This window comes from Dactylosporangium sp. CA-092794, assembly GCF_050948465.1.
GTDB lineage: Bacteria > Actinomycetota > Actinomycetes > Mycobacteriales > Micromonosporaceae > Dactylosporangium.
Genome location: NZ_CP192044.1, coordinates 5,005,149 through 5,025,435, shown reverse-complemented (window position 1 = coordinate 5,025,435; position 20,287 = coordinate 5,005,149). Strand labels below are relative to the sequence as shown.

The 20,287-nt window shown below is 74.2% G+C and carries 16 protein-coding genes; 2 read left to right on the top strand and 14 right to left on the bottom strand.

Annotated elements, in window-relative coordinates:
* Window positions 1-62: 62 nt before the first annotated feature.
* The 4 genes from ACQPXD_RS21685 to ACQPXD_RS21670 form a co-directional block, all read right to left on the bottom strand.
* Entirely contained in the window at window positions 63-1,289 is a 1,227-nt protein-coding gene (locus tag ACQPXD_RS21685) for a serine hydrolase domain-containing protein (RefSeq protein WP_432841253.1), read from the bottom strand.
* Window positions 1,286-2,134, bottom strand: coding sequence for an NAD(P)-dependent oxidoreductase (locus ACQPXD_RS21680; protein ID WP_432841251.1), 849 nt, complete (start codon window positions 2,132-2,134; stop codon window positions 1,286-1,288). Before ACQPXD_RS21680 ends, ACQPXD_RS21685 begins: the two co-directional genes overlap by 4 nt.
* Window positions 2,131-3,546, bottom strand: coding sequence for a B12-binding domain-containing radical SAM protein (locus ACQPXD_RS21675; protein ID WP_432841249.1), 1,416 nt, complete (start codon window positions 3,544-3,546; stop codon window positions 2,131-2,133). The genes ACQPXD_RS21680 and ACQPXD_RS21675 overlap by 4 nt, the downstream gene beginning before the upstream one ends.
* Before the next feature lie 67 nt (window positions 3,547-3,613).
* Window positions 3,614-4,186 (bottom strand): hypothetical protein, encoded by a 573-nt coding sequence (locus ACQPXD_RS21670; RefSeq protein WP_432841247.1) that lies wholly within the window; start codon window positions 4,184-4,186, stop codon window positions 3,614-3,616.
* A gap of 86 nt (window positions 4,187-4,272) precedes the next feature.
* Between ACQPXD_RS21670 and ACQPXD_RS21665 the strand changes: the two genes are divergently transcribed.
* Together ACQPXD_RS21665 and ACQPXD_RS21660 are read left to right on the top strand one after the other, a co-directional pair.
* Window positions 4,273-5,904: a sensor histidine kinase gene (locus ACQPXD_RS21665; RefSeq protein ID WP_432841245.1), complete on the top strand. Its 1,632-nt coding sequence runs from the start codon at window positions 4,273-4,275 to the stop codon at window positions 5,902-5,904.
* Window positions 5,901-6,554: a response regulator transcription factor gene (locus ACQPXD_RS21660; protein ID WP_432841243.1), complete on the top strand. Its 654-nt coding sequence runs from the start codon at window positions 5,901-5,903 to the stop codon at window positions 6,552-6,554. Before ACQPXD_RS21665 ends, ACQPXD_RS21660 begins: the two co-directional genes overlap by 4 nt.
* Before the next feature lie 5 nt (window positions 6,555-6,559).
* Here the strand turns inward: ACQPXD_RS21660 and ACQPXD_RS21655 are convergent, their stop codons facing one another.
* The 10 genes from ACQPXD_RS21655 to ACQPXD_RS21610 all read right to left on the bottom strand — a co-directional run bounded on the left by ACQPXD_RS21655 (window position 6,560) and on the right by ACQPXD_RS21610 (window position 20,267).
* Complete coding sequence (locus ACQPXD_RS21655; RefSeq protein ID WP_432841241.1) at window positions 6,560-8,923, bottom strand: NACHT domain-containing protein; 2,364 nt, start codon at window positions 8,921-8,923, stop codon at window positions 6,560-6,562.
* Window positions 8,920-10,506: an NERD domain-containing protein gene (locus ACQPXD_RS21650; RefSeq protein ID WP_432841239.1), complete on the bottom strand. Its 1,587-nt coding sequence runs from the start codon at window positions 10,504-10,506 to the stop codon at window positions 8,920-8,922. Before ACQPXD_RS21650 ends, ACQPXD_RS21655 begins: the two co-directional genes overlap by 4 nt.
* Before the next feature lie 628 nt (window positions 10,507-11,134).
* A complete protein-coding gene (locus ACQPXD_RS21645; protein WP_432841237.1) occupies window positions 11,135-13,432 on the bottom strand; it encodes a heavy metal translocating P-type ATPase in 2,298 nt (765 codons plus the stop codon).
* Between the two features lie 60 nt (window positions 13,433-13,492).
* Entirely contained in the window at window positions 13,493-14,686 is a 1,194-nt protein-coding gene (locus ACQPXD_RS21640; RefSeq protein WP_432841235.1) for an endonuclease/exonuclease/phosphatase family protein, read from the bottom strand.
* A 63-nt stretch (window positions 14,687-14,749) separates the two neighbouring features.
* Entirely contained in the window at window positions 14,750-15,583 is an 834-nt protein-coding gene (gene otsB / locus ACQPXD_RS21635; RefSeq protein WP_432841233.1) for a trehalose-phosphatase, read from the bottom strand.
* A 24-nt stretch (window positions 15,584-15,607) separates the two neighbouring features.
* Window positions 15,608-16,825 (bottom strand): FAD-dependent oxidoreductase, encoded by a 1,218-nt coding sequence (locus ACQPXD_RS21630; protein WP_432841231.1) that lies wholly within the window; start codon window positions 16,823-16,825, stop codon window positions 15,608-15,610.
* Between the two features lie 63 nt (window positions 16,826-16,888).
* Window positions 16,889-17,497 carry a PadR family transcriptional regulator gene (locus ACQPXD_RS21625; RefSeq protein WP_432841229.1) on the bottom strand — a complete coding sequence of 203 codons (609 nt, stop codon included), beginning with the start codon at window positions 17,495-17,497 and terminating at the stop codon, window positions 16,889-16,891.
* Window positions 17,494-18,351, bottom strand: a complete 858-nt coding sequence (locus ACQPXD_RS21620) for an oxidoreductase (protein WP_432841227.1) — start codon at window positions 18,349-18,351, stop codon at window positions 17,494-17,496. The genes ACQPXD_RS21625 and ACQPXD_RS21620 overlap by 4 nt, the downstream gene beginning before the upstream one ends.
* Before the next feature lie 9 nt (window positions 18,352-18,360).
* Window positions 18,361-19,245, bottom strand: a complete 885-nt coding sequence (locus ACQPXD_RS21615) for a hypothetical protein (RefSeq protein ID WP_432841225.1) — start codon at window positions 19,243-19,245, stop codon at window positions 18,361-18,363.
* Window positions 19,242-20,267: an SPFH domain-containing protein gene (locus ACQPXD_RS21610; protein WP_432841224.1), complete on the bottom strand. Its 1,026-nt coding sequence runs from the start codon at window positions 20,265-20,267 to the stop codon at window positions 19,242-19,244. Before ACQPXD_RS21610 ends, ACQPXD_RS21615 begins: the two co-directional genes overlap by 4 nt.
* Window positions 20,268-20,287: the final 20 nt, after the last annotated feature.

Sequence of the window (20,287 nt, the reverse complement as noted above, 5' to 3'; positions counted from 1 at the left end):
GAAAGCGCCGCAGCGTCATCCGGGCGATCGACAGAGATGCCCGGGCGTGAGGCGGCGGCGCGCTAGCCGGCCAGGGCGTCGGCGGCGGCCTTGCGGGCCGGGTTGTTGCTGCCCCAGGCGGCGTCGGGGTGCACGCGGTTGGTCAGCAGGACCAGGATCGCGTCGCGGTGCGGGTCCAGCACGATCGACGTGCCGGTGAAGCCGGTGTGGCCGAAGGCGCCGTGGCCGGCCAGGCGGCCCATGTACCACGCCTGGTCGACGTCGACGCCCAGGCCGTGCGCGGCGAGGGGGCCGAAGCGGGCGTTGGCGTTCGTGCGCATCTGCCGCACGGTGGCCGGGCGCAGCAGCGGGCCGCCGCCGCCCAGCAGGGCGCGGCCGAAGAGGGCCACGTCCGCGGCGGTGGAGAACAGCCCGGCGTGGCCCGCGATGCCGCCGAACGCGGCGGCCGTCGGATCGTGGACGGTGCCGCGCAGCGGGCCCTCGGTGGCGGCGATGCGGGGCAGCAGCGCGGCCGGCGGCAGGAAGCCGGTGTCGGCCATGCCCAGCGGCGCGGCGATCTGGGTGCGCACCAGCGCGTCGAGGCGCTCGCCGGAAAGCTCGGTGACGATCGCGCCGAGGGCGACGAAGTTCTGGTCGGCGTAGATGAATCCGGACCCGGGCGCGGCGACCGGCGGCTCGTGCAGCACGTGGTCCAGCTGCTGCGCCGGTGACCCGCCGGCGAGCGGCGTGTCCTTGGACAGGCCCGACGTGTGCGTGAACAGCATCCGCACGGTGATGCCCGATTTGTCGGAGAAGGCCGGCAGGTACTTCGCGACCGGCGCGTCGAGGTCCAGGCGGCCGGACTCCACCAGGCGCAGGCCGAGGACCGCCGTGAACACCTTCGTCAGCGAGGCCAGGTCGTAGATGGTGTCCGGGCGGGCCGGCACCCGCTCGGCCGGGGGCAGCTCGGTCTTGTCGGGCGCGTACCGCACCGCGTCGCCGACGGCGAAGTGGGCGGCGACGCGGCCGTCGACGGCGGCGAAGGCGACCGCGCCCGGGTACATCGGATGCGCCGGATGGTCCGGCGTCGGGCGCAGGTAGCGGCTCACCGCGGCGCGCAGCCCGGCGTCGTAGCGGGTGACCGGCGGCGTGGCCCACGCCTGCGGCAGCGTGACCGGGATCGACCAGGCCGGCGAGCCCGCCGACGGCGACGCCGCCGCCCCGACCGGCGGCCGGCGCTGCGGGCCCGCGCAGCCCGCGACCAGCGCGGCGCCGCCCGCCGCCAGCACGGCCCGGCGGGTGAGCGTCACGACGGCGAGCGGACGGCCTCGTAGATCGCCGCCATGTCGTCGCCGTCGAAGCCGCGGGCGACCGCCGTCTCCAGCAGGCCCCGCGCCGCGTCGACCACCGAGGAGTCCACGCCGAGCTGGGCGGCGAGCTCGCCGACGAGCCGGGCGTCCTTGACCGCGCCCTCGGCCGGGAACGCGACGGGGTAGCCGCGCTGCTGCATGAGCGGGGTCTTGACCTGGGCGTACACCATGTCCAGCGGCCCGCCCGCGATCAGCGGCAGGAAGTCCACGCCGAGCGCGTCGGCCAGCGCGACGCTCTGCGCGAGCGCGGCCACGGTGGTCAGCACCCAGCTGTTGACCACGAGCTTGGTCCGGCTGCCCCGCCCGGCCGCGCCGAGCCAGGTGACCTTCGCCGCGATCGGCCCGGCGAGCTCCTCGACCCGGGCCCGCACCTCGTCCGGGCCGGAGGCGAGCACGTTGAGCTTGCCCTGCTCGGCCGGGCCGCGGGTGCCGAGCACGGGCGCGTCGACGTACACCAGGCCCAGCTCGGCGGCGAGCGCGCCCAGCTGGTCGGCGCCGTCCGCGCCGACGGTGGACAGCTGCAGCCACAGCGTGCCGGGCGCCAGCCCCGGGGCCGCGGCCCGGATGACCTCGGCGACGGAGGCCGCGTCGAACAGCATGGTGACCACCGGATCGGCGCCGCGCACCGCCTCGGCGGCCGAGTCCGCCACGACCGCGCCGTCGGCGGCCAGCGGCTCGGCGTTGGCCCGCGTGCGGTTCCACACCCGCACGTCGTGGCCCGCCTTGAGCCAGTTGCGGGCGACGGCCGCCCCCATGATCCCGGTGCCCAGCACTGCCAGTGTCATGCCGCGATCGTCGCACGCTGCGGCGGCGCCGCCCGCACTGGGCGGCGGGCGCCGAAGCTGCTCAGGGCGGACTCCAGCAGGGGCAGGGCGTGCAGGACCTGGCGGGTGCGGATCAGGGCGTCCCAGACCCGTTCGAACTTCTTCCAGGCGCCGGCGTAGGCCAGGTGCCGCAGCCGGTCGCCGGTGCGCTCGTGCGTGGCGGCGCCGCGCCACAGGTTGCCCCAGCGGTAGAAGTCGCGGTAGGCGCGCCAGTAGCCGTCCTCGAGCTGGCGCGCGGTCATCCCGCGCGGGGTGTAGACGACGTGGCGGGTGTCGTAACGGTCCCAGTCGCGGTGGACGATGCGGCCCTCGGCCTCGATGCGGCGGAACAGGCCGGTGCCCGGGTACGGCGTCATGATGTGGAACGTCGCGGTCTCGATGCCCTGCGCCACCGCCCAGTCGACGGTCCGGTCGAACACGTCCGGTCCGTCCTCGTCCATGCCGAAGACGAAGCTGGCGTTGACCATCACGCCAGCGTCGTGGATGCGCCGGGCCACGGCGGCGTAGTCGCTCCCGACGTTCTGGCGCTTGCGCTGGGCGGCGAGGTTGCCGGCGTTGACCGACTCGAAGCCGACGAACAGGCTGCGCAGCCCCGCGTCGACCGCTGCCGGCAAGAGGTCCGGTGCGAGTACCGCATCCACTGTGGACGCCGCCTGGAAGACCCGGCCCATGCCGCGCATGCCGGCGAACAGTTCCAGGGCGAAGCGCCGGTTGCCGAACAGGTGGTCGTCGAGGAAGTAGAGGTGACGGCCGGGCAGCCGGTCGATCTCGGCGAGCGCGGCGTCGACGGCCTGGGTGTAGAACGACTTCCCGCCCTCGAAGAACGCGTCCTTGTAGCAGAAGTCGCAGTGGTGCGGGCACCCGCGCGACACGACGATCGAGTTGGGCACCAGGTAGCGGTGCCGCTGGATGAGGTCCCGGCGGATCGGGGGCAGCCTGGTCAGGTCGCGTGCTTTCGAGGTGTACCGCCGAAGCGGCGAACGCCGTCGCAGGTCCGAAAGGAACACGGGCCACGTGTCCTCGCCCGGCCCGAGGAAGATGGCGTCGGCGTGGCCGGCGGCCTCGTCGGGCAGCGACGTGACGTGCAGCCCGCCGAGCGCCACGAACACGCCGCGGGCCCGGTAGAAGTCGGCCAGCTCATACGAGCGGCGGGCCGAGGTGATGTACACCTGGATGACCACGAGATCGGGCAGCTCGGCCGCCGCCGGGTCGAAGCGTTCGACGTGCTCGTCGACGATCCGCACGTCGTCGTCGGCCGGCAGGTAGGCGGCGAGCGTCGCCAGGCCCAGCGGCGGGAAGAGGGAGTACTTGATCGGCCGGAAGAGCGGACTGGTCGCCTCGGTCAGCGCCGGCAGAATCATGAGAACCCGCATGCCCCGACCGTAGGGAGCGGGTCGGGGCGGCGGGTGTGCGCGCTGTGCAGATTCGGTGAAACGTCGCTCAGCTGACGTGCCCGCAGACGCAGGCCTGCGAGATGGTGCGCAGCGTCTGGCGGATGTTCACGGTCGGCAGGCCCGAGCCGATCACGACCACCGTGTTGTAGGCGACGAGCGACGGCGACAGCCCGGCCTCGTTGTCCGCGTAGTCGTTGGCCATGCGCGGGTCGGCGAAGGTGATGTAGACGGCCTGCGCCACCCGGTGCGGCACCGCCTCACCGGCCCTGAGGTGGCAGTCGTACTGCGCGAACTGCTTCGCGCCGGAGCGGTACCGATCGGGCAGGTTCGACACGTCGGTGGTCCACTCGCCCTTGGGGCAGTCGGGGTCCTTGGACAGCACCGGCTCGACCTGCCGCTCGACCAGGTCGAGGGTGAGCTTGCCGGCGTCGCCGCCGACGTCGCCGGGCGCGGTGGTGCCGGTCGCGGCGGCGGTCGTCGGGGCGGCGGTAGCGGTGGTGGCCGCGGCGGACGGCGCCTGGCTGACCGGCGCGGCGACGGTGGGCGCGGAAGGGTCGTGCGAGCACGCGGTGGCGGCCAGGCCGACCACGACGAGCAGGGGAATGATTCGGATTCGCATGCGCTCAAGGTAGGAATCGGCCGGGATCCCGGACATCAGTGGCAGCACGTATTCCCTTGATACGTCGGGTGCCCGACGATATTGCGGTGCGGACGGGCCTGCGGAGCGCGGCGGTGGCGATGGCGATCGCCGTCGCGGTGCTGGGCGTGCGCGGCGGCTGGGGGGCGTGGGAGCTGACCTGCTTCGTGCTGACCGGGGTGCTGCACACCGAGGTCGGGCAGCGGATGTGGCGGGCCCGCCCGGACTCGCGGATGGGGCCGCTGATGCTCGCCGCCGGGCTGTGCTGGCTGGCCGACGGCGCGGGCCGGGTGGCGGTGCCGTGGCTGTTCCGCGACGGGCTGATGCTCGGTGCCGTCTACCAGCCGCTGGTGCTGCACTGCGCGCTGGTCATCCCGGTCGGGCGGCTGCAGGGGCGGCTGGACCGGGCCACCGCGCTGGCCGGATATCTGTTCTGGCCGGCGGTACTGCTCGGCTGGTGGCTCACGCCCGGTCACCCGGCGGGCATCGGTGGCCTGCTGGAGGTGCGCGCGGTCGCCTATCCGGTGGTGGGCGCCGGACTGCTGCTGTTCCTGCTGCGGCGGTACCGCGTGGCGAGCCCCCTGTACCGCGCCGCCTACACCCCGTTCTGGGTGGCCAACCTCGTCAACGTGGCCGCGACCGCGGTGGTCAGCTCCGAGTGGTACGTCGGCGGCTCGTTACCGCAGATCGTCTACTACGCCGGCAGCGCCGCGATCCCGGTCGGCGCCGCGCTCAGCCTGGCCCGCAGCCAGCCACCGCCGCCGGCGATCCGCTCGCTGGTCGCCGCGCTCGGCGCCGACCCGGCCGGGCCCGCCGGCCTGCGCGACGCGCTGCGCGCCGGCCTGGGCGACCCGACGCTCGAGGTCCTCTCCCCCGCCGACCTGGGGCGCCTCGGCGGCCGCCGCCCGCCCGGCGCCGCGCTCACCCCGCTGCGCCACGGCGGCCGCGACGTCGGCGCGCTGGTGCACGACCCGGCCCTGGCCGCCGCCCCGGACGTCTTCCACGCGGTGCTGCGCATGGCCGCCCTGGTGCTCGACAACTCCCATCAGCTCGACGAGGTGCTGCGCTCCCGCCGCCGCCTGGTCGAGGCCGCCGACGCCGAGCGCCGCCGGATCGAGCGCAACATCCACGACGGCGTCCAGCAGCGGCTCATCGCCGCGTCGTTGCTGCTGCGCCAGGCCCAGCGGGCCGGCGGCGGCGAGGGCTCCGGCGCCGCCCTGCTGGACCAGGGCCTGTCGGAGCTGAACACGGCGGTCAACGAGCTGCGCGAGATCGCCCGCGGGATGAACCCGCCGGCGCTGGTCATCCACGGCCTGGCCGGGGCGCTGGAGTCGATCGCGGAGCGGTCCCGGGTCGCGGTGGATGTGGACGATCGCGTCGGCGCGACCGAGATCGGGGAGGAGACGGCGGTGACCGCGTACTACGTGGCGCTGGAGGCGGTGACCAACGCCGAGAAGCACGGCGGGGACGGCGGCGTCGAGCTGCGGCTGACCACGGTGGACGGCCGGCTGCTCGTCTCGGTCCGCGACTCGGGCGCCGGCGGGGCCGCCTTCGTGCCGGGCGGCGGCCTGGAGGGCCTGCGCGACCGGGTCGAGGCGTGCGGCGGCCGCCTGTCGCTGAGCAGCCCGCCGGGCGGCGGCACCCTGCTGGCCGCCCGCCTGCCGTTGAACGTCGCGAACGCCGAGGAGGATGCACGATGAGCAACCGGCTGGTGCTCGCCGACGACTCGCTGCTGCTGCGGGCCGGGCTGGAGCGGCTGCTGGCCGCCGAGGGATTCGACGTGGTCGGGTCGGTCGGCGACGCGGCGGAGCTGCTGCGCAGCGTCGACGAGGTGCGCCCGGACGCGGTCATCGTCGACATCCGCATGCCGCCGACGTTCACCGACGAGGGGCTCAAGGCGGCGCTGCGGCTGCGCCAGGAGGCGCCGGGGCTGGCGATCCTGCTGCTGTCGCAGTACATCGAGACGCGCGACGTGGTGACGATCCTCGAGCAGGGCGAGGCCGGCGTCGGCTACCTGCTCAAGGACCGCATCACCGACATCGACCGGTTCCTGGCCGACGTGCGCCGGGTCCTGGCCGGCGGCACGGCCGTCGACCCGCTCGTGGTCGAGCGGGTCATGCGCCGCCCGCGCCGCCGCGGGGAGGGCATCGACGCGCTGTCGGACCGGGAGCGCGAGATCCTCGCGCTCATGGCCGAGGGACTGTCCAATGTGGCCATCTCGGAGCAGCTGTTCCTGGCCGAGCGCACGGTCGAGGCGCACATCCGCAGCATCTTCGTGAAGCTCGGCCTGCCCGCCCTGCCCGACGTCAACCGCCGGGTGCTCGCCGTGCTGACCCTCCTGCGGTCGTGAGGCCGTCAGCCGGTCGCGGCGGAGGCATGGGCGCAGTCCGGCTCCCGGCAGATCTCGGCGAGCAGTGCGGTGATGCTCGGGGCCATCCGCTGGTCCCTGACGTAGGCGACCATGTCCGCGTAGAGTTCGCTGTGGGTGCGTTCGTAGCGGGCGCGCCCCGAGCCGGGCATGATGAATCCGGCGTGCACCGCGGCGTTGACCACGACCGACGGATCGTCGATGTGCCGCTTGCCGGCCAGCACGGCCTTGGTGTCCAGCCAGTCCCGGCGGGCCTGCCCGTTGGGCCGGACGAACTTCAGGAACAGGCCGGTCAGCTGCTGCGCGGACGCGCAGGGATCGACCGAGCGGGCGTGGCCGCCCTGCTCGACGATCAGCCTGACGAACGCGTCGGCCGAGTCGACCGTCTTGCGGTCCAGCCGGACCGACACGAACCTCGCCAGGTCGCCGAAGTCGGCGCGCGGCAGGCTTTCGCGGCTGGTGCCGGTGAAGACGGTCTCGGACAGGATGGCGTCGGCGAGGTTGCAGCCGGTCAGGTCGCAGTCCACGAACTTGGTCGCCTCGAGGTTCGCGCCCCGCAGCGACACCTCGCGCAGCGGGATCGCGGAGAACACCAGGCCGGAGAGGTCCCGGCGTTCCAGCGGCGCCTCCTGGAGCAGCGCCGCGCATCGAGGCAGCCCGATCAGCGTCTGCAGCATGTTGTGGAAGGCCACGTCGTGGTCGGCCGCCTGGGTGAGTCGCATGAGCAGGTCCTCGCCGGCGTTGTGCTGCGTGATCCAGGTGCGCAGCAGCCGCAGCGCGATGGAGTCGGGCGGGAAGCGCCGCCAGCCCAGCAGCTGCTGGAACATGGTCGGATTGGCCTGGAAGTAGGCGATCGCACGGACGCCGATGAAGTACTCGAAGATGACGTCCTGCGCGAAGCGGACCCGGTTGAGCTCCAGCGCGCCGCGCAGCAGCGACAGCTGCCGGATCTGCCCGGCGATCCGCTCCCGCACCTCGTCGTCGAGCTCCGACAGGAACAGCGCGGCCAGCTCGTCGATGTAGGCGACGTCGACGCCGCGGTCGCGCACGTCGCGCAGCTCCTCGACGGCGACCTCGGTGACCAGGTCGAGCAGGTCCTCCATGTCGATCGCGGAGGTGAGCAGGCCTTTGTCGTACTCCCGCCGGATGATCGAGCGGGTGGCGTCCTCGATGAGTGCCAGCTCCGAGTAGTCGCCGGGCAGCTCACCCACCGGGTCCTCGGCGACGTGCGTGGCGAGCAACTCGGCGTAGTACGGCGTGCCGCACAGCTCGAGCAGCTTCGGCCGCGAGTCCACCAGCGAGATCAGCCGCTCGTCGCGGTCCTGGAGCCGGATCCGGGCGAAGGTGACGACGGACTCCCGCTGCCACGGCACCAGCCGGTACTCGTCGATCCGGTCGGACGCGTCGGCCAGGTAGTCGCGCAGTCCGGGGCTCGAGCCGAGCAGCGAGTCGCGCACGCAGATCAGGATCCGGGGGTGGCCGTCGCGGTTGATGATGTCGTCGATGTACTCGAAGAACCGGGGATCCCGCGAGATCACCTCGTCGAGACCGTCGAGCAGCCAGCTGGCGTACCCCCGGGTCAGCATCCACTCGAACGTCGCCGGATTCGTGGAGCGCGCGAACTCCGTCTGCATGAACGCTTCCACCATCGGCCGCAGGGCGGGCGCGCTGGCCGTGGACAGGTACTCCGGCAGCAGCGGCAACGGCCGGCGGCCCCGCCGCTGCTGGCGCTTGCCGGCCAGAAACTGGGTGTGCAGCGCGGCGAACAGCGACTTGAACAGCATGCTCTTGCCCGAGCCGGCCGGCGCGGTCACCAGGATGATCGGGCGATCCCATTCCGCGGAGCCGCCGAAGCGGCGCTGCAGCTCGCCGAGCAGGTCCGGTCCCTCCTGGCCACGGCTGACCCGCTCGAACGGCTGCGGGGTGCGCGACCGGGCGGCCTGTTCGCCCTCGCCGTGCAGCTTCCGGGCCGCGGTGGCGGCCTGCTGCTGCGCGGCGGCGCCGTCCCAGCGAAACGGCGTGTCGAAGAACTGGATCGGTACCCGGGTCTGCACGTCATAGCTCGACAGCACCTGCTGGCGGAACCCGGCGGACAGCCCCTGCGTCGACTCGAGCAGCAGGAACTTGAGGCCGCCGGTGCGGGAGTCCTCCTTGAACCGGTGCAGCATGCCGCCCTCGTTGCGGCGCAGTTCCTCGGGCTCGCCGTAGGGCGGGCACCAGACGGTGATCTGGTCGTTCATCCCGCCGATGCCGGCCTTTTCGGCCTTGACCAGCCCGGTCCGTGCGTCGGTCGTGCCGATCGAGTAACCCTCGGCCCGCAGGTAGCTCGTTGCCTCCTCGAAGAGTGTCACTTGTGCTCCTCCATCAGGAAACGGGTGTCTTCCCACTGCCGTATGTCACCCACGACGTGCAGGTAGGCGCAGGCCCGGCTGGCGGCGATGTAGTCCAGGGTCCGATCGCCGCCGTCTGGGGTGTCCGCGGCGTAGACGATCACCTGCGCCTCGCAGCCGCGGAACTGCTCGACCGAGCAGACGAGCAGCCGGCGCGAGACGCCGGCGTTGGTGAGGGTCCGGCGCAGCGGTTCGTGGCCGCGTGCGCTGCGGGTGAGGACGACGACCTGACTGGGCAGCAGATCCAGCAGCAGCGCCTGGACGATGCGGACTATCTCCTCGCTGCCGCCGTGCTCGGCCATGGTGAGCCGCGGCGTCCGGCCGTCGGGGCCGGACTGCGGCGTGTGCGCGCCGGACAGCCGGGCGACGAGCCGGGCGATCGGCAGGGCGTTGCGGCAGTTCTCGGTGAGCCAGAACTCGTTGAAGCCGTCGCCGGCCGGCCGCCACATGCCGGTCGAGTCGCGCTGGTAGGGATCGGCGAACAGCACGGTTGTGCCGCCGGGGCGCACGAGGTGCTCCAGCGCGTCGAGCAGCAGTGGGTCCTGGCTTTGCGCCTCGTCGACGATCAGGTGGTCGAAGGGCGGCCCGTGGGTGTCGGCGAGCTCGAGGGCGGCGTACCACAGATCGTTGCCGCGCTGGGCGGCGAACGCCTCCGTGCCGAAGGCGTCGCTGAATACGTCCGCCGCGTCGCCGCAGTACACGCCGCTGGCCTGGAGGGACTGCCGCAGCTGCTGGCGCAGGTGCCGAGGCTGGCCGATGAGCCCGACCACGGCGCCGTCACGGGCCAGCGCCCTGCTGCGGGCCTGCGCCAGCACGGTCTTGCCGGTGCCGGCCGCGCCGAGCACCAGCGACCGGCGCCGCCGCGATGTCTGGGCCAGCACCTCCAACTGCCGCGACGTGAGGTCGATCTGCCGCCGGGTCAGGTGCTCGATCTCGCCGGTCGCCACGTCGACGTCGTAGTCGACGGTCCGCTCCACGGTCGCCGCCGGGCACAGCGCGGCGAGGACCTTGGCGAAGTCGTCGGGATGCGCCCACCCGCCCAGCTGCCAGTGGTCGAACACCGATCCGACGGCCTCGCGCACCCGGTGCAGCGCCGGGCCGGTCAGTGCCAGCGCGTCCGGTGCGTTCGGCCCGAGGTGGCCCGACGGCCGCCCGTCGGTGAACAGCACGCAGTGCGCCGCCGGCACCCAGCGCACGCCGGCCTGCTCCTTGAGCCAGGCGACCAGCCGGAACCGGTTGGTCGCGGCCTGCTCGAAGGGGTCCCGCGCCAGCGGCACCCGGCCGCCGTCGCCGCGCACCGCGGTCCACTGCCGTCCCTCGACGACGTAGGCGCCGTCCTTCACCTCGACGATGAGCAGCCCGAGCCGCGGATGCAGCAGGACGAAGTCGGCCTCGCCGAACCGTAGCCCGTCCCGGCCCTCCACGACGTAGCCGAGGCTGTGCAAGACGTGCCACGCGTCGGACAGCGCACCGAGGCGGTCGAAGACCAGTCGCTCCCCGCGCGTCGCGCGGGCCCGCGGCCGGGCCGGAAAGAACCTCGCCACCGCCGCCTCCCTGCACCGTGTCGATCCATCGTGCGGCGGGGGCGGCGGGTGACGGGATAGGGCAAGCGGCGGCAATGAACGGTCCCCGAGGCCGTACAGAAGGCCGATCCGTTGCCGTCACGCGCCGTTCATCTGATGGCATTCCTGGTGTATGGAGGCCAGCGCCTGATCGTGCTGGTTGATGCCCGACGCCCGGCGCAGGCTGGGCGTCGGTGGCCATCGGCGGGGCACCAGCGGTCATCGGCGCCGGCCCCCGGTGCGGATGTCGCACCAGGCGGGCGCAACCTGCGATCCGCGCGGCCGGGCCGGACGGTATGTCTCCGTGATCATGAGGCCCGCGGTGACCGCACGCCGGGTTTGCCATGATCCCGGAGACTTGTGGTACACGGGGGTACATCAGCACTCCGTGATCATGAAAAACCGTTGGTGTCGACGCGCGAGTGTGCATGATCACGGAGACTTCCGGTCCCAGCACCGCGCCGCGCGGGTGCAGCGCCCGCCGTCTGGGACGTGATCGCGCCGCGGTGTTGGGGCGGGGCACCGCTGGCATCGCGGTCGGCGGCACCGGTTCAGGGGCGGCGCGCCCACCCCTCGACCGGCGCCCACAAACAACCGACGACCCGACAACTTAGATCCGGTCGGCCGCCGCGATGTCGGGCGCCGGCATGAGGCTGAACGCGTTCTCCTCCTCCTGGGCGTTGTGCAGCTGCATGATGGCGTAGAGGCCGTAGAGGCCGGCACGCAGGTCGACGACGTCCTCGGGCTCGGGCCGCTCGCCGGTGTCCGGCACGGCGCGCCGCAGCCGGCGGATCTGGTGCTCGATCTCGGCGTGGGTGCGGCTGAGCGCCCCGGTCGGGTCCGGGCCGCCGAGGGCGCGCGCGACGATCGGCAGCAGCTGCCGCTCCTCCGCGCGCTCGTGCGGCAGCAGGTCGGACTCGAGGTGGTCCAGCAGCTCGCGGACGGGCCCGAGGTCGCCGCCGGTGGCGGAGAGGTCGTCGGCGACGGCCCGGATCCGCTCGACGAGCGGCCGGATGGCGGTGTGCTGCGCGTAGAGCTCCCGGGTCACGGCGAGGTCGCCGGCCGGCATGGTGACGGTGTGCGTGCGCTGCGGCAGCAGGACCGTCAGGGCGAGGCCGATGGCCGCGACGTCGATCGCCTCCTGCAGCAGCGCACCGGCGACCGGGGTCAGCAGCCCGGCCGCGGCCGGAATCATCGCGGCCAGCGACAGCGCCATGCCCACCCCGGCCGAGCGGCGGGCGATGCGCCGGGCGCGCCGGGCGACGAGGATCGCGTCGGCGAGGCCGTCCACGCGGTCGGCGGTGAGCACGACGTCCGCCGCCTCGGCGGCGGCCGTGACCCCGCGGGCCGCCAGGGCCACCCCGACGCCGGCGGCGGCGAGCGCCGGGGCGTCGTTCACCCCGTCGCCCACCATGACGGTCGGTGCGGCGGCCTGTTCGGCGCGGACGACGGCGAGCTTGTCGGCCGGGTCGCGGTCGGCGTAGACCGCGTCGACCCCGGCGATCCGCCCGACGGTCTCGGCGATGTCGGCCCGGTCGCCGGTGATCAGGACCGTGCGCTCGATGCCGGCCTCCCGCAGGGTGCGCATCATGCGGGGCGCGTCGGGCCGCAGCGGATCGGTGAGCAGCAGCACCCCGGCGGGGCGGCCGTCCACGGCCGCGAACACGGTCAGCGAACCGTCCAGGGCGGCGCGGCGGCGGGCGCGGCGCATCCAGTCCGGTGCCGGGCCGTCGACGACCCAGGCCGCCTTGCCCAGCCGTACCGAACGGCCCTCCACCACGCCCTCGATGCCGGAGCCGTGCCGCTCCCGCACGCCCGACGCCGGCGGGAGGCTCAGCCGGCGGTCGCGGGCGGCGGTCACGATCGGCGCCGCGAGCACGTGCGCCGACGCCTGGTCGAGCGCGGCGGCCAGCCGCAGCACGTCGTCGGCCGGGCGGTCGTGGCTGATGATCGCGGACAGGACGGGCCGGCCGCCGGTCAGGGTGCCGGTCTTGTCGAACAGCAGCACCCGCCCGGTGGCCAGCCGCTCGAGGGCCGCGCCGCCCTTGAGGATCACGCCGTGCCGGGCTGCCCGGGACACCCCCGACATGATCGCGATGGGGGCGGCCAGCAGCAGCGGGCAGGGGGTCGCCACGACGAGGACGGCCACGGCCCGCGCCGCCTCGCCCGAGATCGCCCACGCGAGCCCGGCCGCCAGCAGGGTCAGGGGCACGAAGGCCAGCGCGAACCGGTCGGCGAGGCGGACGAACGGGGCGCTGCTCGCCTGGGCCCGCTCCACCAGGCGGACGACGCCCGCATAGGTCGACGCGGCGGCGGTCTCGGTGGCCAGCATCCGCGCCGCCGGCCCGGCGTTGACGACACCGCTGCGCACGCTGTCGCCGGCCCGCCGGTCGACCGGCAGTGGCTCGCCGGACAGCGCCGACTCGTCGAACACGCCGTCGTCGAGCAGCCGGCCGTCGACCGGCACGAGCTCGCCCGCGCCGACCAGCAGCCGGTCGCCCACCGCGACAAGGTCCACCGGGATCTCCGCCACGCCGTCCGGGCCTGCCCGGCGGGCGATCCGCGGCGCCCCGGCGGCCAGGCGGCCGAGCTCGCGGCGGGCCCGGGCCGACGCGCGTGCCTCCAGCACACCGCCGGTGAACAGCATGACGGCGATCACGGCGCCCGCCAGCGGATCGCCGACCAGCAGTGCGCCGGCCAGCGCCAGCCACGCGATGACGTCCACCGACGGCTGGCGGCGCCGCACCGCGACGGCGATGGTGACCGTCGAGTACGCCAGCCCGACGACCGCCGCGCCGGTCCACAGCGCCGACGGCCAGCCCGTAGCGCCTGCGGCGGCGGCCCCCACGCCGGCGGTGAGCAGCAGCGCCGCCACCCAGAACAGGATGATTTGCCGGGCGGCCCACACGAGTACCTATCGTTCCCGTGCCGCGGCCGCCGCGCCAAGGCCAAAGGTCCCGCCGTCGCCTCAGAGGTCGAGGTCGACCCAGACGGCGGCGTGGTCGCTGGCGGCGTGCTTGGCGGCGTCGAGCTCCGGGTACACGCTCCACAGCTTCGGCGGCTTCTTGTTGTCCGGTCCGCCCCACAGGCCCTTGCGGAACACGCCGCCGCCGGTCACCTTCGCTGCCAGTTCGGGCGAGAGCAGGATGTAGTCGAGCCGGTTGGAGATCGAGCAGGTCTGGAAGGTGCCGGGCCGTTCCCGGCCGGTGTCCTTGGGGTCGAAGAGCTGGTCGAACGCTTCGAGGTCGTAGCAGCTCACCAGCGGCGTGCCCGAGCCGAGCAGCGCCTCCAGCGTCGGGTGCTGCTTGGGATCCCGGCGGTCCGGGCCTTTGTTGAAGTCGCCGAGGACCGCGACGTAGTCGGCGCCGCCGGCGCGCAGCCGGTCGTAGATGGCGCGCACCTCGGTGCTCTGCCGGGTGCGCAGCGGGTCCGGGTCGCCGGAGGCGAAGCTCTGGCTCTTGAGGTGGTTGAGCAGCAGGTACAGGTCCGTGCCGCCGGGCAGGCGCAGCTTGTAGAGAGGGCAGTCCCGGCTGAACAGCCGCTTGCCGGGCACGGCGGGGTCGGGCACGTCGACGTGGCTGCGCACCCAGTCGATCTCGATCTCGGCGTTGAGGTACAGCCCGACGTCGATGCCGCGCGGGTCGTTGCCGTCGACCAGCATCGCGTGGCCGTAGCGGCCGCCGAGCAGCTGGTCGTTGAAGCGGGCCAGCGCCGGGCGGTTCTCGGCCTCGACCAGGCAGATCGCGTCGGCGGCGAGGTCGGTGATCACCCGCGCGGTCATCCGGGTGCCGAGCTCGTCGACGGGCTCGACGGTCAGCTCGACCCAGCCGGTCCAGTCGCCGCGGCCGTTCGCCACGATGTGCGGCTCGGCGTTGGCCGGCGCGGCGAGGAAGTCGCCGCGGTTCTCGCGGAGCAGGGCCCAGGCGGTGTCGAACTGCCGGGCGTTGAGCCGCCGGCCCTCCCGGGTCTGCACCAGGACCCCGAGGGTCACCAGCGCGTCGAGCATGTCCGTCTTGTCTTGCGGGGTGTACGTCTGGTTGGCGGCGATCCGGTTGAAGGTCTCGAAGGCGGACAGCGCGGTCTGCCCCTCGTCACGCACGGTGGTGTCCATCGCCTTGGCGCGGGCGAACAGGTTCTCCACGTTGAACGTCGCGAGCCGCATGTCACGCAACGTAGCAGCCGGGAACGGTGCGTCAGGTCGGCAAGGTGACACCGGCCGGGCGGCTCACCCCTCGAGCGTGCCGGCGAGTCCGGTCAGGAAGGCGGCCACGCCGGGCGGGCCGTCGACGACGAGGTCGGCGCGCTCCTTGAGCGCCGGCACCTCGTCGGAGCCGCTGCAGACCTTGAGGCCCGCGACACCGTCCGCGCGCAGCGCGTCGACGGCGTCGAAGGCGGCCAGGTCGCCGAGGTCGTCGCCGAAGTAGGCGACCGCCTTGGCGCCGCGGCGCTCGGCGATGCCGGACACCACGTTGCCCTTGTTGACTCCGGGCGGGCGCAGCTCCAGCACGAAGCGGCCGGGCTCCATGGCCAGCCCGTTGGCCGCCGCGAGGTCGATCAGCGGTCCCCTGAGCGCCGCGAACGCCTCCTCCGGCCGGTCCGCGCGCCGGGTGTGCACGGCCAGCGACATGCCCTTGTCCTCGATGACGACCCCGGCCGAGTCCGGGGCGGCGGCGATCACGCCGGGCAGCAGCCGGCGCACCACCGGCACCCCGGGGGCGTCGACGGCCGAGACGACCTCCCGCCGCTGCGGATCCCAGCGCTGCAGGCCGTAGAGGCCGAAGACGCCGAAGCGGTCGTCCTCGGCCAGGGCGCCGAAGTCGCCGAGCGCCATGACGTGGGCGACGGCGCGGCCGGTCACGATCGACACCGAGCCGACCAGCGACGTCAGCCGGTGCAGCGTCGCGATCACCCCGGGGAACGGCCGGGAGTCGGCCGGATCGGCGACGATGGGCGCGATGACCCCGTCGAAGTCGAGGGCCAGCGTCGCCTCGGCGGGGCGGCTCACGATGGCCGCCAGGCCGGCCTTGCCCTCGGCCGAGGACGGGCTCGGAAGCACCATGGGCCTGACGGTACCGGAAGATCTCTATCGATCGACGCGGGGCCGGTCGGCGGCGGGAACCGGCGCGGCGAAGTCGATCGGGTGGTCATACTGCCACGCCCACTTCGCCGGATCGGCGAGCAGCCGCATCGCGACGGGCATGAGCAGGTCGCGCAGCACCCGGGCGACCGGGCCGGCGGCCTTGTCGCTGTTGGTCCGGGCCGCCATCCGGATGATCCGCTCGACCCGGGCGCGGCGCATCGCCTCGTAGGCGGCGAACGCCTCCGGCACGTCCAGGTCGCGCAGGCAGCGGGCCAGTTGCACGGCGCTCTCGATCGCGAGCGAGGCGCCCTGCCCGGAGCTGGGCGAGGTGGCGTGGGCGGCGTCGCCGATCAGGACGACCCGGCCGCGGTGCCAGGTGGGCACGGTCGGGATGTCCTCGAGCCCGCCGGTGACGACGAGCTCGGCGGGGTCGGTGCGGCGGATGAGCTGCAGGGCCGGGCCCCGGTCGTCGCGGAACACCTCGGTGAGGCGGTCCAGCCACCGCGCGGCGGGGATCGCGCGGGCCTCGGCGGCGCTCATCGGGGCCGGGTGCGGGAGGTTGGCGAACCAGCCGGTCTGCGGGCCGCCGATCTGGTAGCCGAGGAACGCGCGCTTGCCGAACACCATGTGCATCTTCTCGGCGGTGCCGGGCAGGCCGTCGCCGTCGATGCGGGCGCCGAAGCCGAGCAGTCCGGCGTGCCGCGGCTCGGGCGCGGCCGGGTCGATGAGCCGCCGGACGGTGGAGCGGATGCCGTCGGCGCCGACGAGGATGTCGCCGGTCGCCTCGGTGCCGTCGGCGAAGCGGGCGACGACCCGGTCGCCGGCGTCGGACAGCCCGGCCAGGCGCTTGCCGTGCTCGATGTGGACGCCGCGGCGGGCCGCCTCGTCGTAGAGGGCGCGGTAGAGGTCGGCGCGCCAGACCAGCAGCATCCCGGGCAGGCCGGGCGGGGTGCCGAACTCGGCCAGCCGCTTGCCCGTCCAGCTCTGGATGACCATCGCCCGCATCGGGTGGCCGACCGCCGCCACGGCCGCCTCGGCGTCGATCGCGGCCAGCGCGGTGCGGCCGTTCGGGGCGATGCTCAGCGCGCCGCCGACGCCGTCGGCCGGGCCGGCATAGGCCTCGTACACCGTCGCCTCGATGCCGGCCCGGCGCAGCGCCATGGCCGCCACCGGGCCCCCGATCCCGCCGCCGATGATGATCGCGTTGCCGGCCTCGGACATGAGCGCACCCCGCTTCCCGGATTAGTTGGTCTCAACTATCCGGGAGCGATTAGTCAGTGTCAACTATTTGGTTTCGAATTCGGTACCGTGCGCCGCCGCCCACATCGGGCCCCAGCCCTGCTGCGGATCCGTGATCCGGCCGATGAACTCCGCGACGAACGCGCGCTCGGCGTCGATCAGCCTCAGCCGGTACACCTCCTCGATGAGAAACAGCGCGGGCACGCCCTCGGCCTCGGCACGCTCGATGAGGGCGGCGGTCTCGGCGCGCAGCCCGTCGAGCGCCGACTCCCGCTCGTGCAGCAGCGCCACCACCTCGTCCGGCGGCAGCGCGGCGACCAGCGACAGGGCGGAGACGAACGCCGGGTACTCGTGCTGCGGCTCGCCGACCAGCTCGCGCAGCCAGTCGCGCAGCTCCGCGCGCCCGGCGTCGGTGATCGCGTAGACGGTGCGCTCCGGGCGCGCCCCCGCCCGGCTGGTCTCCTGCTCGGCCACGAAGCCGGCCTTGGCCAGCTGCTGCACGACCATGTACAGCGAACCGTGGGTGAAGCGGATGCTGCGCGCGTCGCCGTTGTTGCGCAGCGTCTTGGACAGCTCGTAGGGGTGCATCGGCCCTTGGCTCAGGTAGCCCAGCACCGCGAGGGCGAGCAGGTTGGCGACCTGCCGCCGTTTCATCCCACCGCACCCGGCAGGCCGAGCGCGGCCCGCGCCTCGGCGTCGAGCCGCAGGCGCCCGGCGGCGACGTTCTCCGCCAGGTGCTCCAGCGACGCGGTGCCGGGGATGAGCAGCGTGTTCGGCGCGACGGCGAGGACCCAGGCCAGCGCGACCTGGGCCGGGGTGGCGTCCAGCCGCTCGGCGACCGCCTTCACCCGCGGCAGGCCCAGCACCCGCTCCCGGCCGAACGCCGCGCCCAGCGGGAAGAACGGCACGAAGGCGATGCCCCGCTCGATGCACAGGTCCAGCACCGGCCGGGACTGCTGGTCGACGAGGTTGAACGGGTTCTGCACGCACACGATCTCGGTGCGGCCGAGGGCGTGGCGCAGCTGCTCCTCGTCGACGTTGCTCAGCCCGACGCCGCCGATCAGGCCCTCGTCGCGCATCGACGCCATGGCGTCGAGCTGCGCGTCGAAGACCGCCGGGTCGCCCTTGGCGTTCAGGCGCAGGTTGACCGCGTGCAGCCGCTCCACGCCGAGCGCGCGCAGGTTGTCCAGCACGCCCTCGCGCAGCTGCCGCGGCTCCTGCGCGGGCAGCCAGCCGCCCTTCTCGTCGCGGGCGGCGCCGACCTTGCTGACGAAGACGAGCTGGTCCGGGTACGGATACAGCGCGCTGCGCAGGATCTCGTTGGCCACGTCCGGGCCGTAGTACTGCGCGGTGTCGATGTGGTCCACGCCCAGCTCGACCGCGCGGCGCACCACCGCGAGGGCCTCCGCGCGGTCCCGCGGCGGCCCGAAGGCGCCCCGCCCGGGCAGCTGCATGGCGCCGAAGCCGACGCGGTGGACTTCACGGTCGCCCAGCGGATAGGTGTTCACGTCCTGTTCTTACACGACCAGGCTGAGCTGCCGGTCGGCGACACCGATGCTCACCCGCTGGCCCCAGGACAGCTCCAGCCGGTCGGCCTCCAGCCCGTCGGCGAACACCACCAGCCGCTCACCCTCACAGGCCAGCTCCAGCCGCTCCCCCGCCGCCAGCCGGCCGCTGGTGAGCGCCACGCCGGTGGCCGGCGAGGGCCAGGCCTCGCGCACGAACCAGCACAGCGCCGCCTCCCGCGGGCCGGGCAGGGCCGGCGCGCCGGCCCGCTCGCGGGCGATCGACGAGCACCAGCCGGTGGCGCCGGTGCCGGTGCCGGCCACCACGCCCGAGGACGAGTGCCGCTCCCGCCGCCCGGCCGGGGTGGACAGGGTGTAGCGGGCGGACTGGTGGGTGGCGTGGCCGAAATACACCTCGTTGAGCCCCAGCAGCTCCTGCCCGTCGTCGAGGCGGGCGGAGACCATCGTGCGCGGCTCGGCCTCGCGCCGGCCGCGCAGCAACGGGCCCACCGCGCCCGGCTCGTGGCGGACCAGCACGCCGGGGTTGCGGCCCGGCTCGGGGTCGACGCCGATCACCGGCTGCCCGTCGAGGTACTTCGCGACGTTGGCGACCAGCCCGTCCTGCCCGACCGCGATCACCACGTCCTCGGGGCCGAACAGGAACCGCGGCAGGTCGTCGCGGTCGATGTGGCCGCGCCGCCAGTCGGCCGGGATCGCCGCGCCGGTCGCGGCGAGCGCGGCCCGCAGCGCCTCGTGCCGGGCCGCGACCTCGGCCAGGTCGCGGCCCCGCTCGCGCAGGTAGTAGTCGGCGGCGGCGCGGGTGCCGTGCCGGGCGAGCAGCTCGTCGAGCTCGCTGCGCCGCGACACGATCACCACCCGCGGGGCCAGGGTGCTCATCGGCCCAGTCGGTTGAGCAGGCCGGTCACCACGTCGGGGGTGACCGTGAGCTGGCCGATCTCCGGCAGCTGCCCGGCCAGCTCGCGCAGCGCGAGGGCCTGCAGCACCGCGGGCGGGAGGTCGCGGTATGCGGCCAGCTTCGCCGCCTCCGCCTCGCCCTCGGCCAGCCCGACCGCCCGCACGCCGTCGGCGCGCGCCTGGGTGCGCACCCGGTCGGCGTCGGCCTCCGCCTGGGCGGCGACCCGCGAGCGCTCGGCCTCGGCCTGCGCGGCCACCAGCGCGGCCGCCGCGTCGAGCTCGGCCTGTCGCTGCGTGTTGGCGCCGTGCTGCTCGACCAGCTGCTGCTCGCGCCGGGCCAGCTCGATCTTGTTCTGCAGCTCGTTCTCGGCGATGGCGCGCTCCTGCTCGACCGCGCGGGCCCGGCGCGCGTAGGTGGCGCGGTCGGCCTCCTGCTGCACCGCCTCCCGGGTCGGCGTCTGCAGGGCGCGCTCCAGGTCGGGCTCGGGCCGGATCGCCACGACGCGCGCGCTGACCACGCTCACGCCGGTGTCGGCGAGGCGCGGGTCGCTGCCCAGCGCCGCCGACACGGCCTCGCGCACCGGCGCGATGCCGGCGGTCAGCGCCTCGGTCAGCGGCAGCCGCGCCAGCAGGTCCAGGGCCGGCTGCTGGGCGAGCTCGGCCAGCAGGGTGGCGACCTGGTCGAGCGGCTGCCCGCGCCACTGCCCGCCGGTCGGGTCGACGGAGAAGTCCAGCCGCGCCGCCGCGACCGCCGGCGCGCTGATCCGGTAGGTCACGGTCGCCTGCACGGTCACGTCGGCGAAGTCGGCGGTCCGGGCGTGGAACAGCAGCGGCAGCTCCCGGTCGTCGACCGGCACCTCGGACAGCACGGCGGTCAGCGGCCGATACCAGAACGACTGCCCGATGCCCTCGTGGCGCACCTTGCCCTTGACGTGGTGCCGGATCCAGCTGGTCGGCGTGCCGCGCAGGTGGCGCAGGAACATGCGGCGTGTCAGATCCGCCATGGCGACCCTCCCCATCAGTT